This window comes from Oscillospiraceae bacterium, from assembly GCA_035353335.1.
Taxonomy (GTDB): Bacteria; Bacillota; Clostridia; order Oscillospirales; family JAKOTC01; genus DAOPZJ01.
Window position 1 is genome coordinate 16,105 of sequence record DAOPZJ010000028.1, and the last position, 19,457, is coordinate 35,561.

The window sequence follows — 19,457 nt, forward strand, 5'->3', positions numbered from 1 at the left end:
GAGCTCTGGACGGGTATCGACGCGGGCAAGATCGCCGAGAGCGATATTCAAAAACTGTCCGACCTCGAATCCCGGCTCAAAGAGCGTGTGATCGGGCAGGATGAAGCCGTTGAAGCGTTGGCAAGAGCCATGCGCAGAGGCCGAATCCGCCTTTATGAAAAAAACCGCCCGGTGTCGTTTATCTTCGCGGGCCCGACCGGCGTCGGCAAAACCGAATTAGTCAAGGTGCTCTCTGCGGCGCTGTTCGACACGCCCGACAACATGATCCGAATCGACATGTCGGAGTATATGGAAAAGCACGCGGTTTCGCGTTTGGTCGGTTCGCCTCCGGGTTATGTCGGCTACGACGAAGCCGGGCAGCTGACCGAAAAAGTGCGCAGAAAGCCCCACAGCGTGGTATTGTTTGACGAGATCGAAAAAGCGCACCCCGACATCATGCATATTCTGCTGCAGATCCTCGACGACGGCCGCATCACCGACGCGCAGGGCCGAAACGTCGATTTCTCCAATACGGTCATTGTCATGACGACCAACGCCGGTTCCGATACGATGGGCACCGGACTCGGATTCGCCAAATCGACGAACCAGCTCGCGGCCGAAAAAGTGCAGAAGGCGCTTTCGGAGTTTTTGCGTCCCGAATTTTTGGGCCGCGTGGACGAGGTCATCATCTTCTCGCCGCTTTCGGAGGAAACCTTGGTCAAAATCGCTGATTTGATGCTGTCCGATATTAAAAAGGGGCTTGCTTCGCAGGGTACCGAATTCGGATGGAGCAAAGCGGTCAGCGAAAAACTGGCGCATATGTCGGCGGGCAGTAAATTCGGCGCACGCGAACTGCGCAAGAATCTGCGCAAGCAGGTCGAGGATAAGATCGGCGACGCAGTCATGCGAGACGGCGCGCACATGCCGACTTTTATCAATCTCGACGTCGTGAACGACGAAATTTTCGTATTATGTGAATAATAAATTTAAATTTTGCTTTTCGGGGGGAGGGTATTTTATATGAATATGATTTTAAAAAAGGTCTGTTTGGTCGGCGACTCGGTCGCAAGGGGCGTCATTTTTGACGCGGTGCGCGGAAAATATGTCTTTTTGAAAAACTGCTTTGCTAATATTATCGGCGCAGAAACCGGTATTGAGATCGAGAATTTTGCCAAATTCGGCTGTACCGTCGAAGCCGCCGAAAGAATCGTTGAAAAGAACGCCAATAAAATCGCGAACACCGAATATTGTGTACTCGAGATCGGTGGAAACGACTGCGATTTTGAATGGGCCAAGATCGCCGAAACCCCGGATGACGATCATTTCCCCAATACCCCGATGGATCGGTTTATCACGGGGTATACGGCCATCATCGAAAAGATCAAAGCCCTCGGCAGCAAACCGGTGGTGCTCTCTCTGCCTCCGCTGGACGCCAAAAAGTATTTTGCCTGGATCAGCCGAGGCGTCAGCAAGGAAAACATTTTAAAATGGCTCGGCGGCAGCGAGCAGTACATTTATCGCTGGCATGAGATGTACAACCTGCAAGTCGCCAACCTTGCAAAGAAGCTCGACGTGCTGTTCATCGACATCCGAAGCATCTTTTTGCAGGAGAAAAACTACGAGCGGCTGCTATGTGAAGACGGCATCCACCCCAACGAGGAGGGTCACCGCCTGATTTCCAACGCCATCGAGTCCGCGCTGACAACCGCTCCCGCGAGCACTTTTGCGTAAAACAGGGGCTGGTTATTCGTTTTTGTTTGGATATTCGTTTCGGAGTTTAACTTCTAAATCGCTGTTAAAACCATTAAAGTACGTTCCATCTTTTAGCATTTTTTCGAATGTTGGATATGAAACAGGAGAAAGAATATTGAAGAAGTAACGTTCTTTTTGGTTTGCTTCTTTCAATTTTTCATTGAGTTTTTCGAAGTGCTTTTGTGCATCAATCATCTTTGAGTAGTTTTCTCGTACAGTGTCATTGTCTGCTTTCGTTTCAATAACAATGATATTGTTGTCCACTTTAATAAAAAAGTCCGGATTGAACTCTTTTGGGCTGGTACCTCTTTTGAGCACATATGTTATTGAGTAAAAGGCTACATCTCGTGATTTTATCCAGCAGTCGATTTTTTCCGCAACTTCTTTCTTTGTCAGCATTTCCACAAATTTACGCTCTGGTTCTTGGCTTACAACTACAATACTTTGCGGAGTTTTAAAATCGTAGACATTTATTTGCCTTAACTGCTTACCCTGTAACTCTGCTTGCATATACTTAAAAATGCTATATTGCTCAGCTTCTAATTCGTTGCTTACATCGGAAGAATAAAAAACTGTGCGATTATTTCTTAGCGTAGAGTAACTACTGGATGAATTGCGCATATCGCTTGTTCTAATAGTTATAAATTCATTTGCTTTATTCCTATACCCGGCAGAAGTCCGTTTTTTTCTCAATAACCCTGTAAACTTACCATTTATTTTCAAAACATTATCTTCAATCAGATTATCGCCAACTATGTTTGCAAGTTTCATACACTTTTTTATATAATCAACGATCTGGTCATAAGTTGGCAACTTCTCCAACTCTGTTTTGCCATCAGTATAAATAACTTCCTCTTGTATTCCACGAAGAGTTGCTTCTCTGTTTCTTCTTTGATACTGTTTGACAATTTTTTCAGCGATTTCTTCAATAGTCATTGTTTCTCTTTTTATTTGATAATTTTTATTGTAAGTATTATTCTGTGTGTCTATATATGTGGTAGATTTATCAATTATCTCTCTTTGTGTAATAAGATCTAACGGCTTATCAATATCGAAAGTTTCTTCTTTGCCGTATTCGTCATTGATTTCTTCATACAATTCCTTTTCATAGTTTAAATTTGATACCGTGAAATTATACTTTGAACGCTCGCCACTACCGATGATACTAGCTGTTAATACTTGTTCAGTTTCGAGAACTTCATCGACAATCGTTTTAATGTTCTTGCTCCAATTTGAATGGTTAAAAACAATAACCTTTGGTTGTGCATCCGCCCAAAGCGGTTTCCGCAGTCCGCGTCCTAAAACCTGTGATACAAGAAGTTTTGAGTTAAACGCCCTGTCCTCCCAAGGGACAATTTGGAAAACATTTTTAACATCCCAACCTTCTGTAAGCATTGAAACTGAAATTATCCACTCAATGCCGCAGTCTTTTTCATCAACATTTTTCAATATTTGAATATTCTTTTTGTGGTCTTTATGTGAAGTTACGATTAAAACTTTTTTCTCAACGCTTTCTCTCGGCTCTTTTGTAAACTCTGCCAAGAAGTCGAGAAAGTTTTCCATAAGATTTTTCGCACCATCAATCTTTGCGGTGACAATAATCGATAATGGAGTGATATGCGGATACTTCGCTTTCATTTCATTGTGGTTTTGTAATATCTTTTGAAACTTTTCGTAACTACCATCATTGGTATCTTCCGCTACATAGTCAACTTTTTTTACAATTTTTTCGTTTATTGCTTGACGAAGTGAATATCTGAATATAACATCGGCGAAGTAATCATTATCCTTGTATGCCGTTCCTGTAAATCCTAAATGGCATTTAAATCCATAAAATTCATCCTGCACGAATTCTTTCCACTTCTTGATAGCGGTATCTTTGTCAGCAGGCGAATTATATGCGTGATGAACCTCATCACTTAAAACAAGTGTATCAGCACCGGTCATAGTGAAACTGTCCTTAATGGATGAACCGGTGTTCTCATAAACAGCATGGATATTTTCAATACAAATATTATTTTCTTGCACAGTTGAGTTTGCATCAATAATCCGTATTGGCAGTTTAGCATATTTGTCGGGAACAACATTTAATAATTCGCTTCTTGTAATCAATGCTTGAAATTTTTCTGTAAGCCCATTTTCGATTGTAAGTGAGGGGCATAAAACAAGAACTCGTTTAACCAGACCAAGGAGTAACGCTATATGTGCAATGCCAAACATTACATAGCTTTTGCCACTACCTGTTGCCATATCAATTACTCCGGACAACATATCTGGCAACTGCACACTTTTATATAGTTTATCCAGTGTTCCGTAAGCATCTTGCATGTCAATATTGTTTTCAAAGTTTTCTTTTAGTAGGTCTTTTACGGTTATATATTTACCAGACGCCAAATATATAATTGCCGTTTTAATTGCTTCTTTTTGATATTCTCTATCTTGGCATAAAATATCCAGATATCCGTCCCAATCGTCCATATCAAACTTACTGCGGTCATAATTTTTATTGACCGACAGTACTAAGCTTTTTATATCAATTTTCTGTATCCCTTGCATTACAATACCTCTAATACTTCTACAAACTCGTTGCCGAAGATATCTATGTATACTACTTTCAATTTATTGCTTTTTAAATCTTCTTTTCTAATTTCAATCTTATATTTACCGGTTGTCTTATCTTTAATTTCATCAGCAAAAAAGTAATCTTGCATTATAAAGTTCTTATCATTTGTACTGTCAATAAGCACCGTAGCAAGGATATTTTCTTTATCTGCCTGTATTGTTTCAGAAATGCAATTATCTATATACAATACAATTTTATTAGCTTGCTTTTCGATATGACTTTCGATTTGCGGAACCTCGTTGAAGTAAAAGCCGATTGAATTATCAATAGAATTGATTTTGTCTTTACTCTTCGGCTGATTTAGTTTCTTAAATTCGATTTTATGTAGGTCTTTAATATATTGATAAGGAATTTTCAAGAAGAAGTATTTGGTATTAGATCCTATGGGTTTATAATAATCCCCAACAATATCAAAGTTTAATTCTGGAGCAACTATATAAAATTTTTCTCCAATTTTTTCGCCAATGGTTTTATGCAGTTCATTAATAAAGTTTTCATCAACTGCTGCATTATTCACAAAATCTTGCCATTCGTAAATCTTAACCCAATCACCACGGCGTTTACCATCCATAAGAACACCGCTTATTTTTTTGCTTGCTTTCTCTATTTGAAAAAGTTCGGAAACAAAATCTACATACTTTTGCCGTTCCATCTCAAAAACCTTTTTAAGGTCATAACAACCAGCATTAACTACTGCAAACGGTTGACGATTTGGAAGGGTGAGTAAACGCTTTTGGGTCGTGTAAATTGCAAGTTTACCAATATCTACGCCGATCCAGCGGCGATTGAGTCTTTCTGCAACGTTAAGTGTTGTTCCACTCCCTGCAAAGAAGTCCATTACTAAATCGCCTTCGTTTGTAGTAGACTTAATAATTCTTTCAAGAAGTTTTTCTGGCTTTTGTGTTGGATAATTCATAATTTCAGGCGAGTTTACAATAGTTTGAAAGCTTGCAATATCAAGCCACACATCTGCCACTGGAATGCCCTTTGCCTCGTCTAAATACTTTCTTCTTTCTTTTGTTATGGTTTTAAATTGTCTACCATTTTCGTCTATTGAAGAAAATCTTTTTAATTGTTCTTTTGAATAGGGCAAAAATTCCTTATTAAAAATACGGGTTTCGCTTTTTGAGTAGTAAAGGATAGTATCATGACCACGTATAAAATTATCAGTTAAACTCTTATATCCCGAAATGCCACTTAATTGCCAAATAATTTCTCTTTGAAAATTGTTTTTTCCGAACACTTCATCCATTACAATTTTAATATAATGAACCATCTTATTATCCAAATGGACAAATATACTTCCATCATTTGATAATATTTCTCGAGCCACAATGAGTCTTTGGCGAATAAACTCAATAAACTCTGCACCTTTAATCTTATCACTATATGCTTTTGCACCATCTTTATTTACAAATTCATCTTCAGTGGCAAAAGGTGGGTCAATGTAAATAAGTTTCACTTTACCTTTTACTTTATTTTTTATGAGTTCATCTTTATTATCGAACATAGTTTTTAACGCTTGAAAATTATCGCCAAAAATCAAAAGGTTCTGCCAATCGTCTATATCTCTTTCGCCGAAGACTTTTTCAATTTGGAATGGTACGCCTTGTGGTTCTTCGCCAACCGCCAATACTTGTTCTTTCGGCATTTTACCCTTATAAGTCAATTCATACTCTTTGTGGTTCACAGGGAACAAAATATCTTGATACTCGGCAGGCAGCTGTTTTCCTTGTTGTAACAACGAAATAATCTGTTCGATGTTTTTATCCATTGTTTACCTCCTCACTGAATTCATCGGATATTCAACTTAAAACAGTATCACTGCTAACACTGATTTATATTATCATAAATGCAAATTTTTCGCAATATTACTTCTCCTATTTATAATATGATACCCGATTTTTGTTGACTTTTTACGTTTTGATGATATAATAATGGTGTAAATGCGCAGACGGAGAGAGTACCCGGTGTTAAACGCGAAAGAGAGAGCGCTCGGCGGCTGAAAGGCGCTCGCGAAACAAAACCGGCGAAGTTCACTCCCGAGCAGTGCATCCGAACTGAAAATCAAAGTAAGATGTACCGGCTTCCCGCCGTTATCGGGATCAAGAGCCCCGTGACATTCATGGGGAATTTAGGTGGTACCGCGGAGCGCGCTTCGTCCTATTTCGGATCGAGCGCGCTTATTAATTTTTACTTTAAATTTTTAAACCTTGTTGAAGGGATGAAGTCACATGGAAACAAATATCAGGCAAGTGTCCGAACAGCTGAAACAGCGGCTTGAAGCGGCCAAGGACTCGGCAGCGGTCGAACAGATCCGCGTGGAGTTTTTGGGCAAAAAGGGGCAGATCACGGAACTGTTGAAACTGCTCAAAGACGCCGAGGGCGAAGCAAAACGTGAACTCGGGCAGCAGATTAACGAGCTGAAAAAGCAGGCCGAAGCCGACATCGAAAAGGCGCAGGCCGACGTCACCGCCGCCGAACAGCAAGCGCTCGTCGACAACGCGGAGCAATACGATGTGACTCTGCCGGCACAGGCTGAACTCGGCTCCTATCACCCGATCACGCTGATTCAAAAAGAGGTCGAGGAGATCTTTGCGAGCATGGGCTTCACGATTGAGGACTATGCCGAAGTCACCGATGATTATAACTGCTTTGAGGCCTTGAATATCCCGAAACACCATCCCGCCCGCGATATGCAGGATACGTTTTATCTCTCGAACGGGCAGGTGCTGAAGACCCATACCTCAGCCGCCCAGAACACGATCATGCGCAAATACGGCGCGCCGCTGCGCGCCGTATTCCCGAGCCGGTGTTTCCGCAACGAGGCCACCGACGCGAGCCACGAGAACACCTTCTTTCAGATGGAGGGCATGATGATCGACACCGACATCTCGATCTCAAACCTCATCTATTTCATGAAGACGATGCTGTCCGAGGTGTTCAAGCGCGACGTCAAAGTGCGTCTTCGCCCGGGCTTCTTCCCGTTCGTCGAACCCGGTTTCGAGCTCGACATCAACTGCCTGATCTGCGGCGGAACCGGCTGCCCGACCTGTAAAAACGGCGGCTGGGTGGAACTCTGCCCTTGCGGAATGATCCACCCCAACGTCCTGAAATACGGCGGGATCGACAGTGAAAAATACACCGGATTCGCTTTCGGGCTCGGCCTGACGCGGCTTGCGATGATGCGCTACGGCATCAAGGACATCCGGATTTTAAACAGCGGCAACCTCAAGGCGCTGTCACAGTTTTCGCAGAAGTGAGGAGCTTGAAAGATAGATCTTTCAAGCGGGGAGTTTTATCCTTTTTATATGCGAAAAGGATAAAACATCCCGGCTTGTACGAAAGGATAGATTAATATATGTTAGTATCAATGAATTGGATTCGGGATTTTGTCAATCTCGACGGGCTGGACATCGAACAGCTCATTCGCCGCTTCACCCTCTCGGCCGCAGAGGTCGAGGACGTCTATATCAAAGGCGCTGACACCAAAAACGTTGTCGTCGCCAAAGTGCTCTCGGTCGAGGCACATCCGAACTCCAAAAAGCTGCATCTGTTAAAAGTGGACCGCGGCGACAAGATCGTCGACTGTGTCTGCGGCGCGCCGAATGTCCGCGAGGGCATGAAGGTGGCATTCGCCTGCGCGGGCGGCAGCGTCTGCGGCACTCCGATCAACGTGGCGACCGTCGCGGGTTATCCGTCCGAGGGCATGTGCTGCTCCGAATTCGAGCTCGGCATCTCCGCCGACCACTCCGGTTTGATGGAGGTTTTCGGGGACTGCGCACTCGGCACCGACATCAAAACCATATACGGCATTGAAGACATCATTTTCGAGGTCGACAACAAATCGCTGACCAATCGTCCCGATTTATGGGGCCATTACGGCATCGCGCGCGAATTCGCGGCACTGACCGGCAGAGAACTGAAAAAGCCCGAGACCGTCGACGGCGTGCAATATGACGGCCTGCCGGAGGTTCCGGTTGAGATCGTCAACAAAGAGATGTGCTTCCGGTACAGCTCGGTTCGCGTGGAGAATATCAGCGCGAAGGTCAGCCCGGTTAATATGCGCATCCGGCTGTTTTACTGCGGACTGCGCGCCATCAATCTGCTCGCCGACCTGACCAATTATGTGATGCTCGAGCTCAGTCAGCCGATGCACGCGTTCGACTTAAAAAAAGTCAACAACGTGCAGGTGAAAAATTTCAATACGCCGTTCAAATTCAAGACCCTCGACGGCATCGAGCGCGACATCGACGAAAACACATTGATGATCTGCTCGAACGGCCTGCCCGTAGCCGTCGCCGGCATCATGGGCGGGCTGGAATCCGAGATCACAGACGAGACCGATTCACTGTTGTTGGAGTCCGCCAATTTTGACGCGGTAAGCACGCGCAAATCGTCTCAGCGGCTCGGTCTGCGCACCGATTCGAGCATGCGCTACGAAAAGACCCTCGATCCCGAACTCACGATGCCCGCGCTCGGCCGGCTTTTAAAGCTGTTAGCCGACGTTGATCCGGGCGTAAAGGTGATCTCGAAATTCACCGACCGCTATGTCAAAAAATATCCGCCGATCACGATCACGTTCGACAAACACTATGTCGACCGTTATACCGGCATCGAAATTTCGAATAATCAGATCCTGTCGACACTGCGCGCGCTGGGCTTCAAAGCCGAGTATTTCGATAATAAATTCAAAGTCGGCGTCCCGACCTGGCGCGCGACCAAGGATGTGACCATTGCCGCCGATATCATCGAGGAGATCACGCGCATCTACGGCTACGACAACTTTGAGGCCGTCACTGCAAAGAGCGCTTTGCATCCGGTGACGAAAACCACCGCAAAGACCGATGAGAGCAATACAAAGACCCTGCTTGTCGACAAATATCTGCTGCACGAGGTGCATTCGTATATTTGGTGCGACGGCAAAAAATATAAAAAATTCGGCATTCCGGTCGAGGAAAACGTCCGGATCCTCAACATCCCGACGCCCGAACTGGGTACGCTGCGCAATGCGATGACTCCGTCATTACTGTGCTTCGTCAACGAAAACCGCAATTATGCGGCGAAATACGGCATCTTCGAAATCGGCCGTACCTTTGTCGGCGCCAAAGAAAACGGTTACTGCAACGAGCGCAGAACGCTGGGAATCGCGCTGTATGACCGCGAGGGAACCGAAAAAGCATTGTTTTATGATCTGCTTGCAATCGTCGGCGATCTGTGCGGTGAATTGAAACACCAAAAACCCGTTTATGCCAACATCGCGCCCAGGCACGACTGGCAGCACCCGCGCAACATCGCCTCGATCACCCTTGCAGGAAAAGAGATCGGCTTTGTCTCCGCCGTCCATCCGACCGTGAACGAAAAGCTGGATAAAACCGCGGCTGTCGTATTCGCCGAAATCGATATGGATCTTTTCTCGTCCGTGCCCGCGCAGGTGTTGAAATACGCCGAGCCGTCCAAGTTCCCGGGCATCGACGTCGATTTGACTTTTGTCCTGAAGGACGGATTCAAATACGCGCAGATTGAAGATACGCTTTCGAGAAATCCCTGCGTTTTTCTGACCGGCGTCAGGATGCTTGACCTGTATGAAGGCGAGGCAAAGACGGTCACGATCCGCTTAAATTACGCCTCGATGGAAAAGACGTTATCGCGTGAGGAAATCGACCCTCATACACAGGCGGTCATCGCGGATTTAGCTTCAAAAGGGATTGCATTAAAGGCCTGAATGTGATAAAATACTGCTCATACCTTTTTGGAAGGGGCAGTAGATTATTATGAAACGCGTCGAAATCGCCAAGCTCTTCGCTACACCCGAACAGTATATCGGAAAGAACCTCACGGTATGCGGCTGGGCCAAAACCCTGCGCGTGTCCAAAGGCATCTCGTTTGTCGAACTCAACGACGGGAGCTGTTTCCGAAATCTCCAGGTCGTGGCCGAAGAGAACATGCCCGGCTATGCCGAGGCGACCCGCCAGAACAACGGGTGCGCTTTGGTTGTCGAGGGCGTTTTGACCGCGACCCCGGACAGCAAACAAGCTTTTGAACTGAAAGCGACGAATATCACGATCGAGGGAACTTCTTCGCCCGACTATCCGCTGCAAAAAAAGCGCCATTCATTGGAGTTTCTGCGCACGATGCCGCATCTGCGCCCGCGCACGAATACATTGGGCGCGGTTTATCGGCTGCGCTCGGTCGTGAGCTATGCCATCCACAAGTTTTTCACCGAAAACGGATTTATCTATACCCATTCGCCGATCATCACCGGCAGCGACTGCGAAGGCGCCGGAGAGATGTTCCGCGTGACCACGCTGGACGCCAAAAACCCGCCGCTGACCGAATCCGGCGAGGTCGATTTTGCCAAGGACTTTTTCGGAAAACCCGCGTCCATGACGGTTTCGGGACAGCTCGAAGCCGAGGCGTTTGCGCTTTGCTACGGCAAGGTCTATAACTTCGGACCGACGTTCCGGGCCGAGAATTCCAATACGCCGATCCACGCGTCGGAGTTTTGGATGATCGAGCCGGAGATTGCGTTTGCCGATCTGTCGGACGACATGCGGCTGGCGCAGGATATGTTGGTTTCCGTGGTCAAATATGCCATGGAACAATGCCCGGATGAGCTGGCGTTTTTCAATGAGCACTATGACAACGGCCTGCTTGACCGTCTGAACGCGTTAGTCAGCGCCGATTTCAAGGTCTGTGAATATACTGAGGCAATAGACCTGCTCAAAAACAGCGGGGCGGCGTTTGAATATCCGGTCTACTGGGGCTGTGATCTGCAAAAAGAGCACGAGCGCTGGCTGACCGAGACCTATTTCAAAGCGCCGGTGTTTCTGATCAACTACCCCAAGGAGATCAAGGCGTTCTACATGCGTATCAACGACGACGGCAAAACGGTCGCCGCGATGGATTTATTGGTACCGGGCGTCGGCGAGATCATCGGCGGCAGCCAGAGGGAAGAGCGCATCGACGTGCTTGAAAGCCGTATGGCTGAGTGCAATCTCAACAAAGACGACTACGGCTGGTATCTCGATCTGCGCCGTTACGGCGGCACAAAACACGCCGGTTTCGGTCTGGGTCTCGAGCGTCTGCTGCTCTATCTGACCTGTGTCGGCAACATCCGCGATGTACTTCTGTTCCCGCGCACTCCGAAAACACTGGCATAATTCTGTTTGAAAATTTGATGGTGATGATATGAACTACACAAAACTGCCCCGGGAGCAGCTGTTGATTCAAAAGGCGCTTTTGCAGGGAATCTACAATGACTACAAAGCCAAAGGCCTGAAACTTGACATCTCGCGCGGCAAGCCCGCGCCCGAGATGCTCTCGCTTGCAAATCCGATCCTTTCGGTACTCGGTCCGACTTCCAATCTGCAGTCGGAAGACGGCCTCGACGCGCGCAACTACGGCGGCCTCGACGGCATTCCCGAGGCAAAGCGGCTGTTTTCCGAAATTCTGAGCGTCCCGGCCGAAAACCTGATCGTCTACGGCAACTCCAGTTTGAACCTGATGTACGACACGCTCGTCCGGTCAATGATCTTCGGCGTATTCGCGGGCGGCGTTCCGCTGTATGAGTGCAAAAACCGCAAGTGGCTGTGTCCGGTTCCGGGTTACGACCGCCATTTCGCGATCACCGACAAGCTCGGCTTCGAGATGATCAACATCCCGATGTATGAGGATGGCCCGGATATGGATTTGGTCGAGCAGTACGTCAACGAAGACCCGGACGTCAAAGGCATCTGGTGCGTCCCGGTCTATTCCAATCCGACCGGAGCGGTATATTCTCATAAAGTCATCGAGCGTTTAGCGGCTCTGAGGCCTTCTTCGCATGATTTCCGCATCTACTGCGACAATGCCTATGTCATGCACACGTTTGCGGGCGCCGCGAAAGCCAAAGTCACGAATTTACTGACCGAGGCGCAAAAACACGGAAACAGCAGCATGGTCTATCTGTTCACTTCGACCAGCAAGATCAGTTTTGCGGGCGGCGGCGTCTCGGCGATCGCCTCGGGTGCGGAGAATCTGGCGTTTTACAAAAAACTTCTGTCCTATCAGACCATCGGCCATGACAAACTCAACCAGCTGCGGCACGCACGCTATTTCAAAGACCTCGACGGTGTCGCCGAACATATGGAAAAATACATGAAGCTGCTCGTCCCGAAGTTTATAACGGTCTGCGCCAAACTCAAAGAGGGCCTCGAAGCGACCGGCGTCGCCGAATGGAACGAACCCAAGGGCGGCTATTTCATCAGCGTAAACCTGTTGCCGGGCTGCGCAAAGCGCACGGTGGCGTTATGCAAGGAAGCGGGCTTGGTTCTGACGCCGGCGGGCGCGACCTTCCCCTACGGGATGGACCCCGAGGATTCGAACATACGCATCTCCCCGAGTTTTCCGCATGTCGATCAGCTTGCGGAGGCCATGGACGTCTTCTGCGCCTCGGCGAAACTCGCGGCGGTTGAAAAACTGCTGTCGCAGGATAAATAAACTATTACAAGACGATAAAAACCACGGCGAACGGGCAAACCCCGTTCGCCGTGATTGCTTTTTGTTGCTGTTTTATTTTAAATTTTTCAAACTTTCCGATAAGGTATAACGGCAAAACCGCAGGAAACCGCAGCAGGATCTCCGCGCACCGGATTTTGCCTTGCGAAAAATCGGAAAATGAAGTAGAATGGATGTCAGCGACTGCCCAAACCGCAGCAAAGCGTGTAAGAAAACCAATAAATCGTTAACGGGAGCATAACAGGATGGAAAAACGGGATGCCGTAAAAACAGCGATTAATCATAAAACCTGCGCGTCTTTGCCGTACGCCATCACGTTCGCGCGTGACGCCTATGAGGCCTACGGGGAGCGGCTGACGGCGGACTTCGTCACCGGCTGGGTGAAAAGCGAATACGAGGCGGGGCGGCTCGACATGGACGAGGCCGTCCGGCTCGGCATCGGAAACAGCGTGTTTGCGTTCGGCTGCCCGTGGTGGAACTGGTACGATCTGCCCAAGTCCTATTCCGGGTATGACGCGCCCGAAAAACTGCCGAAAACCATCGGAATCGGAAATTACGTCGGGTTTACCGACCGAATCAAAGCGATCAAAGACGCGACCGGCTGTTATATGCTGGTCACGATCTGGGGCAGTCATTTTGAAAAGGCCTATTTCGCGCGCGGCATCGAAAATTTCCTCGCCGATATGGCCGGAGAGCCGGAGTTTGCCAAAGCGCTGCTCGATATGATCATCCGCAAAAATATCGTCATGCTCGAAAACATCGTCAACATCCCCGAGATCGATGGGATTTTACTCGGCAGCGATTGGGGCTCTCAGAAATCGCTGTTGATGTCGCCCGACGTCTGGCACGAGATGATTGAGCCCGGCGAACAGCGTGAATATAACCTGATCCACGAAGGCGGAAAGGACGTCTGGGTGCATTCCTGCGGCAACGTCGAGGCCATCATGGGCGATCTGGTCAGAATGGGCGTCGACGTGCTGAATCCGGTACAGCCGGAATGTATGGAGCTCACGAAAATCAAACGACTTCACGGCGATAAACTGACCTTTTGGGGCGGTATCAGCACCCAGCAGACGCTGCCGTACGGAACGCCCGGGCAAGTCAGAACCGAGATCGCGCAAGTGGTCGGGATCATGGGAAAGGGCGGGGGATACATCCTCTCGCCGGCGCAGAGCATCCAATCAGACGTGCCCTATGAAAACGCCTGCGCCATGATCGATGAAGCCCAAAAAAGATACGCGGCTGAGGTGATGTAATGGAAAAGCGTAAAATCAAAGCTGCTTTTGTGGATTTTTGGGAACCGATTGAACTGCTGAAGAAGACGATCCTGCTCAGAACGCTTGAAAAATATTACGAAATCGAATTCAGCGATGATCCCGATTACGTCTTCGCGTCTTGTTTCGGCCTTTTTAACACCGGCGCGTTAAAATATAAAAATGCGATCAGGATTTTCATCTCTTTTGAAAATCTCTGGCCGGATTTCGATTTATACGATTACGCCGTTACTTGTTTTCCGCTTCAATACGGAGACCGTCATCTGACCCATCCGTATTGCTTCGACCATAATGATTACGATAAAAGCATCGAATCGGCAAAAAACAAGCATCTGACGGCGGCGGAGGATTTTGCGCGGAAAACCGGATTTTGCTCTTTTGTGGTAAGCAACAATATCGGCGATCCGTTTCGGGAGGAATTTTTCGACCGGCTGAGCACCTATCAGAAAATCGACTCCGCCGGGCGGTTCAGAAACAATGTCGGTCAAAAAAACGGGATAAAAGACAAATTCGCGTTTGCTTCGCAGCGGAAATTTTCCATCACTTTTGAAAATTCCAAAGTCGACGGGTACGTCACGGAAAAAATATTGGAAGGGTTTGCCGCTCATACAATCCCGATTTATTGGGGCTCTCCGGATGTAAACAAGTACTTTAATCCGGCGGCGTTCATTTACATTAAAGGGCCGGAAGATGTTGACGATGCGATCGAAAAGATCAAATATCTAGACCAAAACGACGAAGCTTACATAAAAATGCTGTCGCAGCCGGCATTTTCTTCACCGGATATCGCAGAACTAACTCATAAGGAATTAGAAGAGTTTTTAAGGCATATTATCGAACAGCCGAAAGAAGCGGCTTATCGACGGGCGATGTACGGGTACTCGATTTATAAAGAACGCCGTCTGATCATCTCGGCAAAGGTCGCCGGGCCGTTGAAAAAATGCAAACTCATTCTGATCGATGTCTACAGAAAACTGAAAAAGCTGACAGGTCAATAAATAAAGGTCCGGAAAATAAACGGCCATAGATTGATATCAAACCGAAACAGAATTTTTCGCTGTAATTTTGTCAATAATTTTTCATCGGAATCGGTGATTCTGATGAAGGTCGATCTTAACGGCGGAGGTTTGTTTTGGAAAAGCGCAGGATTAAAACGGCGTTTGCCGATTTTGCGATGCCGTATGAAAAAATACAAAAGGCCCTTTTTTATCGCCTGCTTGAAAAAAATTACGATATTGAACTCAGCGGCAATCCCGATTACGTCTTCGGCTCTTCCTTCGGCTTGCTCAACAGCGGCGTTATTAAATACCGAAAAGCGGTCCGGATTTTCATCTCTTTTAAAAACCTCTGGCCGGATTTCGATTTATACGATTATGCAGTCACTTGCTACCCGTTCACTTACGGCGACCGCCACTTATCCCACCCGTATTGTTTTGACCACGGCAGCCGGGATAAAAATATCGCTTTGGCTAAAAACAAGCACTTGGCGGCAAACGGGGATTTTATTAAAAAGACGGGATTCTGTTCTTTTGTGGTCAGCAATCATCTGATGGCAAATCCGCTGCGCGAGGAGTTTTTCGACCGGCTGTGCGGTTATAAGAAAGTTGATTCCGGCGGGAAATTTCGCAATAATATCGGTCAAAAAGACGGCGTCAAAGATAAGCTGGTGTTTGCATCGGCGCGCAAATTCTCACTTGTTTTCGAAAACTGCCGCGTCGACAATTATATCACCGAAAAAATTCTTGAGGGTTTTGCCGCGCATACGGTTCCCATCTATTGGGGCAGCCCGGAAGTCACAAAAATATTTAATCCCAAGGCGTTTATCTATATCAACGGTAAAGAGGACTTTGACGCTGCGATTGAAAAGATCAAGTATCTCGACAACAACGACGGCGCCTATACGGAGATGCTTTCGCAGCCCGCGCTGCTCGATTTTGAGCTTCCGGATCGTTTCTGCTCGGAGATGGAAGCGTTCTTTAAGCATATTATCGAACAGCCGCCCGAAAGGGCCTATAGACGCCCTCTGTACGGATTTTCATTATTGAAGGAAAGCCAATTAACGAAAGCGGCAAAGATCGCGGGACCGTTTCGAACGTGTACGTCCGTTGCGAGAAATTGCGCACAGGAAATCAAACGGTTGTTTCATTGATCAAACCGGTATGATTACGGTTTTGTGATTTTCATCACGCAGCGGCTTCCGCCGGTCTTGACACTTTCGATCAGTTCCACCTCGGTGTCCATACCGAACACCGCGTCAAACAGCTTTTTCGTGTAGCCGAGTGTGCACAGGCACCAAGTTTTCGGCAGCACGTCCCTAACCCGCTTGACGCAGGAGCAGTAACAGGTCGGATAGCCGAAAAAGAGGGTTTCGCCTTCGTGCCATAACAAATTCGTCCCCTGATATTCGCGCTCAAAGGCCTCGGTGAAAGCATCGAGGTCTTTTGCGTTTTCATAGAGCTGCCTGATTTTTGCGATCTTTTCTTCCGGCGGCGAGCAGGAGCAGGCGAACCGGACGGCCTTGACTTCTTCGGGTGTATAGGTGCCGTCCAGATAATCGCAGATCTCTTTTGCCCACTTGAACTTGCGGATGTAATCGGCGGATTCGGACAGCGTAAATTTTATTGCGAATTCGTCCGCCGCCGTCTTGCCGAGGTGTTTTTCGATGGCTTTTTGCACTTTGTTCCCTTGAACGTTGGTCATCATACCTTGCTTCCCCCGCGGCCGGTCACCGGATAGAATTCTTTGAACAGTCTTATGTAATCGTCCAGACGGCTGATATCGGGACGGGGAAACTCAAAAGTCCGCCCGTTGCATTTTTCATAATGAATTTCATCAATGTCATAGGTCTTTTGAAATTTGCACCGGTCGCCCTTGCAGTGTTTACAGGCGGCATGAGGTCCGACAAAGACCTCTCTGATAAAGTCGGGTGCCTGAGAGATATACTTCGCGTGTTTGGTGACGCCGCTGAAAAACAGCCGAAGCACAAGGTCTTTATCGCGGATATAGATGCGCGCGACTGCCTTTTTAGTTTTGACGTTTGCCTTGGTGAAGATGAGCATATACCTGCCCCAGCAAAAACCGCTGCCGATAGCATCACCGAAGGTGTAGCCCAGGTCCGAAAGCGCATTCGTGAACGCGCAGATAAACCGTTTGTTTTCCGGGGTAATAAAGTCAAAACGCTCCTCCGGGAGGAATTTTTCAATCATGAAAACAATTCCTTTCCCGTGTTATTTTTTCCATGGCTGGCAGGTCGGGCAGTAATAGATGTTGCCGCCCAAATAGGCCTCGCGTACGATTTTATCGCCGCAGACGGGGCAGGGGTTGTCGATCGTATTCGCCGATAAAATGGTCTTATAACCGCCCGGGCAGCCGAATAGATCTCTTTCGGTGTCGCGTCCGCCCTGTGCGGTCATAGCAAACAGCGTCTCTTTCGTTGACTTATATAAACCTTCAATTTCCCCGTCGGTCAGCTTTTCGAGTTTGGTTTTGGGATGAATTTTCGCATTGAATAAAATATCCTGCAACACCCCGTTTCCGAGACCCGGAATGCGCTGCTCGGTAGCTAAAAACGCTTTGGCAGACAGGTTCGGCGCGGTGTTTGAGAACAATTTCTCAAAATACGGCTTGTCGAATTCGTCCATGAGCGGGGTCGGAGCTTTGTTGACTTTATAGCTTTGCGGCAGGCCGTTTTGATCCCGTTGGTAACATAACATCGCACCCCACATCTGCACCGTGCAGGTCATAGAAGACGTTCCGTCTCCGGAAAAATCCTCGAACTCCAGCCAAAGCTGGTGCTTGGGCGGCAGTTTTTCGCCGGGCGCGTGGTATTTGATCGGCGTCGAGATCACGAGCAGCATATTGCCGCAGACGATCTCGGTGTTGCCGCCGCAGGTATAGCCGGTGCCGGGATTCGCGGATGTAATCGTCTTACCGGCGAGTTTTTGCTGATACCCGGCAGGGTCGCCGCTGAACCAGGCGAATTTATGCGGCGAGGCATTCGCCGTGGCGTTCAACACGGTCTTTCCGACGAGGGTACGGTTGATTTGCTCGGCGAGCACATAGGTCTCGGGCAGTTCGATCATAAAATCTCAACTCCTGTCACTCATGCCATATCGCGCCCTGCTTCTTTTTGGGAGAGGAGAACTTGGAATGTGATCCACTTGTTCGGCTTTCCGACTTTATCCATGAGAATGGTTCTTTTGGTTTCTTCGGCTTCAAGGTTGTATTTACCGTCAACCGCTTTACTTTCGATGATCTCCCACACGCTTTTCATCTGTGGAATATCGCCCAGCCCCAGTTTACTCATTGCGCTTGCGACGGTGATTATCTGCGTAAATCCGGTGCTGAGAAAGCCGAGGCGCGTGTAACATATGATCTTTCCGGGCTCTGTTTTACTGTAAATCATATCTCTGCCGGTGAAATAATCGATCAAGGAGTCGAAATTTTTGCCTTGTCTGTAACACGCGGGCAAGACGGAATATAAATACAATGCCGGAACAGTGGCGCTATAGCAGCTCTTCGGCACTTGTCCCCGGTGCTTGCTTTTCTTCCATTTACACAGATAACCGCCGTCGAATCTGCCCTTTTCCGTAAACACTTCCACCATCCGTTTAACGCGCGGATCATCTAAATATCCGAGTCGGACGAGCGTGCTTAAAAAGCCGATTTGGCGGCAGCCGCCCAGATGATCCTCGTCAAGCAGATAAGCCGGGGCAAGTTCCTTTTGGACGAAGTACTCAAGTTTACCCTCGCCGGGGGTTAAAATCCAATCGACAATCGGTTCTATGCGTTTATCTTTTCTTGTGATCCCCAATTCGGCAAGCGCGGTCAAATAGCAAAACGTCGTCCAATTGCCGTAATACTCCGGCTTATGGGGGAAAAGTCCATTTTCATCCGTCCTTGAAAAGATACGTTTGACGTTTTCGCAGTCGAACGCTTTTACCTTGGCGGCAACAACTTCTTCGTTGCCGCTTTGATATTCCGGCAGTTCGGTCAGTGTCCGGTAACGGATAGACGGTTCTTTTTCTTCAAGTAACCAATTGATGACTTTTTCATCAAACATGATTAAGCCTCCATATCAAAATATAATCTTCCGTCTTTGTCATTGATATAGGGCTGGCGGTCTTTGATGTGCGCGTACTCGGGGTATCTTGCCAGATTGTTACGCAGAATGCACAGCAGCACCGGGTGAATCATTCGGTCGGATTCGCCGTTCATCACACAGCTTTTATGTTTGAGCCAATTCGCACTCTCGCGCTTGTATTTGTCGGCTTCCGGTTTTGCCAGTTCAAACGGCAGTTCCGACAGACAGAGCCAAAAATACCATCGGC

General features: G+C 47.6%; 16 protein-coding genes and 1 other annotated feature. Of the genes, 9 read left to right on the forward strand and 7 right to left on the reverse strand.

Annotated features, from left to right (window positions below; translation table 11 throughout):
- Together PKH29_07305 and PKH29_07310 are read left to right on the forward strand one after the other, a co-directional pair.
- The coding region (locus PKH29_07305; GenBank protein HNX14645.1) for an AAA family ATPase at positions 1–960 on the forward strand (960 nt) is incomplete at its 5' end.
- A 39-nt stretch (positions 961–999) separates the two neighbouring features.
- Positions 1,000–1,710: an SGNH/GDSL hydrolase family protein gene (locus tag PKH29_07310; protein ID HNX14646.1), complete on the forward strand. Its 711-nt coding sequence runs from the start codon at positions 1,000–1,002 to the stop codon at positions 1,708–1,710.
- 12 nt (positions 1,711–1,722) lie between these two features.
- On the opposite strand, the gene PKH29_07315 is transcribed toward PKH29_07310, so the two are convergent.
- Both PKH29_07315 and PKH29_07320 read right to left on the reverse strand, forming a co-directional pair.
- Positions 1,723–4,287 carry a DEAD/DEAH box helicase family protein gene (locus tag PKH29_07315; GenBank protein ID HNX14647.1) on the reverse strand — a complete coding sequence of 855 codons (2,565 nt, stop codon included), beginning with the start codon at positions 4,285–4,287 and terminating at the stop codon, positions 1,723–1,725.
- Positions 4,287–6,128 carry a site-specific DNA-methyltransferase gene (locus tag PKH29_07320; GenBank protein HNX14648.1) on the reverse strand — a complete coding sequence of 614 codons (1,842 nt, stop codon included), beginning with the start codon at positions 6,126–6,128 and terminating at the stop codon, positions 4,287–4,289. Before PKH29_07320 ends, PKH29_07315 begins: the two co-directional genes overlap by 1 nt.
- Positions 6,129–6,296: 168 nt before the next feature.
- Positions 6,297–6,523: a binding site (T-box leader), on the forward strand.
- A 65-nt stretch (positions 6,524–6,588) separates the two neighbouring features.
- Here PKH29_07320 and pheS point away from each other — a divergent pair.
- The 7 genes from pheS to PKH29_07355 all read left to right on the forward strand — a co-directional run bounded on the left by pheS (position 6,589) and on the right by PKH29_07355 (position 16,276).
- Positions 6,589–7,617: a phenylalanine--tRNA ligase subunit alpha gene (gene pheS / locus PKH29_07325; GenBank protein ID HNX14649.1), complete on the forward strand. Its 1,029-nt coding sequence runs from the start codon at positions 6,589–6,591 to the stop codon at positions 7,615–7,617.
- Positions 7,618–7,715: 98 nt separating this feature from the next.
- Positions 7,716–10,079: a phenylalanine--tRNA ligase subunit beta gene (gene pheT / locus PKH29_07330; GenBank protein HNX14650.1), complete on the forward strand. Its 2,364-nt coding sequence runs from the start codon at positions 7,716–7,718 to the stop codon at positions 10,077–10,079.
- 49 nt (positions 10,080–10,128) lie between these two features.
- Positions 10,129–11,517, forward strand: a complete 1,389-nt coding sequence (gene asnS, locus PKH29_07335) for an asparagine--tRNA ligase (GenBank protein HNX14651.1) — start codon at positions 10,129–10,131, stop codon at positions 11,515–11,517.
- Between the two features lie 28 nt (positions 11,518–11,545).
- The gene (locus tag PKH29_07340) at positions 11,546–12,835 is read left to right on the forward strand and encodes an aminotransferase class I/II-fold pyridoxal phosphate-dependent enzyme (GenBank protein ID HNX14652.1); all 1,290 of its coding nucleotides are present in this window, start codon (positions 11,546–11,548) and stop codon (positions 12,833–12,835) included.
- Between the two features lie 263 nt (positions 12,836–13,098).
- Complete coding sequence (locus tag PKH29_07345) at positions 13,099–14,109, forward strand: uroporphyrinogen decarboxylase family protein (protein HNX14653.1); 1,011 nt, start codon at positions 13,099–13,101, stop codon at positions 14,107–14,109.
- Entirely contained in the window at positions 14,109–15,125 is a 1,017-nt protein-coding gene (locus PKH29_07350) for a glycosyltransferase family 10 (protein HNX14654.1), read from the forward strand. The genes PKH29_07345 and PKH29_07350 overlap by 1 nt, the downstream gene beginning before the upstream one ends.
- Positions 15,126–15,259: 134 nt before the next feature.
- Positions 15,260–16,276 (forward strand): glycosyltransferase family 10, encoded by a 1,017-nt coding sequence (locus tag PKH29_07355; protein HNX14655.1) that lies wholly within the window; start codon positions 15,260–15,262, stop codon positions 16,274–16,276.
- 14 nt (positions 16,277–16,290) lie between these two features.
- Here PKH29_07355 and PKH29_07360 read toward each other — a convergent pair whose 3' ends face one another.
- From PKH29_07360 to PKH29_07380, 5 genes are all read right to left on the reverse strand, one after another.
- Complete coding sequence (locus PKH29_07360) at positions 16,291–16,830, reverse strand: DUF6144 family protein (GenBank protein ID HNX14656.1); 540 nt, start codon at positions 16,828–16,830, stop codon at positions 16,291–16,293.
- The gene (locus PKH29_07365; protein HNX14657.1) at positions 16,827–17,333 is read right to left on the reverse strand and encodes a hypothetical protein; all 507 of its coding nucleotides are present in this window, start codon (positions 17,331–17,333) and stop codon (positions 16,827–16,829) included. The genes PKH29_07360 and PKH29_07365 overlap by 4 nt, the downstream gene beginning before the upstream one ends.
- Before the next feature lie 21 nt (positions 17,334–17,354).
- On the reverse strand, positions 17,355–18,209 hold the full coding sequence (locus PKH29_07370; GenBank protein HNX14658.1) for an endonuclease VIII: 855 nt from the start codon (positions 18,207–18,209) through the stop codon (positions 17,355–17,357).
- Between the two features lie 20 nt (positions 18,210–18,229).
- Positions 18,230–19,189 carry a hypothetical protein gene (locus tag PKH29_07375; GenBank protein ID HNX14659.1) on the reverse strand — a complete coding sequence of 320 codons (960 nt, stop codon included), beginning with the start codon at positions 19,187–19,189 and terminating at the stop codon, positions 18,230–18,232.
- A gap of 2 nt (positions 19,190–19,191) precedes the next feature.
- Positions 19,192–19,457, reverse strand: a 266-nt coding sequence (locus PKH29_07380; GenBank protein HNX14660.1) for a hypothetical protein, incomplete at its 5' end; no start/stop codon positions are given.

Coding starts and splice junctions, on each gene's coding strand:
- PKH29_07310 (HNX14646.1), top strand. CDS start 1,000: ATGAATATGATTTTAAAAAAGGTCTGTTTGGTCGGCGACTCGGTCGCA.
- PKH29_07315 (HNX14647.1), bottom strand. CDS start 4,287: ATGCAAGGGATACAGAAAATTGATATAAAAAGCTTAGTACTGTCGGTC.
- PKH29_07320 (HNX14648.1), bottom strand. CDS start 6,128: ATGGATAAAAACATCGAACAGATTATTTCGTTGTTACAACAAGGAAAA.
- pheS (HNX14649.1), top strand. CDS start 6,589: ATGGAAACAAATATCAGGCAAGTGTCCGAACAGCTGAAACAGCGGCTT.
- pheT (HNX14650.1), top strand. CDS start 7,716: ATGTTAGTATCAATGAATTGGATTCGGGATTTTGTCAATCTCGACGGG.
- asnS (HNX14651.1), top strand. CDS start 10,129: ATGAAACGCGTCGAAATCGCCAAGCTCTTCGCTACACCCGAACAGTAT.
- PKH29_07340 (HNX14652.1), top strand. CDS start 11,546: ATGAACTACACAAAACTGCCCCGGGAGCAGCTGTTGATTCAAAAGGCG.
- PKH29_07345 (HNX14653.1), top strand. CDS start 13,099: ATGGAAAAACGGGATGCCGTAAAAACAGCGATTAATCATAAAACCTGC.
- PKH29_07350 (HNX14654.1), top strand. CDS start 14,109: ATGGAAAAGCGTAAAATCAAAGCTGCTTTTGTGGATTTTTGGGAACCG.
- PKH29_07360 (HNX14656.1), bottom strand. CDS start 16,830: ATGATGACCAACGTTCAAGGGAACAAAGTGCAAAAAGCCATCGAAAAA.
- PKH29_07365 (HNX14657.1), bottom strand. CDS start 17,333: ATGATTGAAAAATTCCTCCCGGAGGAGCGTTTTGACTTTATTACCCCG.
- PKH29_07370 (HNX14658.1), bottom strand. CDS start 18,209: ATGATCGAACTGCCCGAGACCTATGTGCTCGCCGAGCAAATCAACCGT.
- PKH29_07375 (HNX14659.1), bottom strand. CDS start 19,189: ATGTTTGATGAAAAAGTCATCAATTGGTTACTTGAAGAAAAAGAACCG.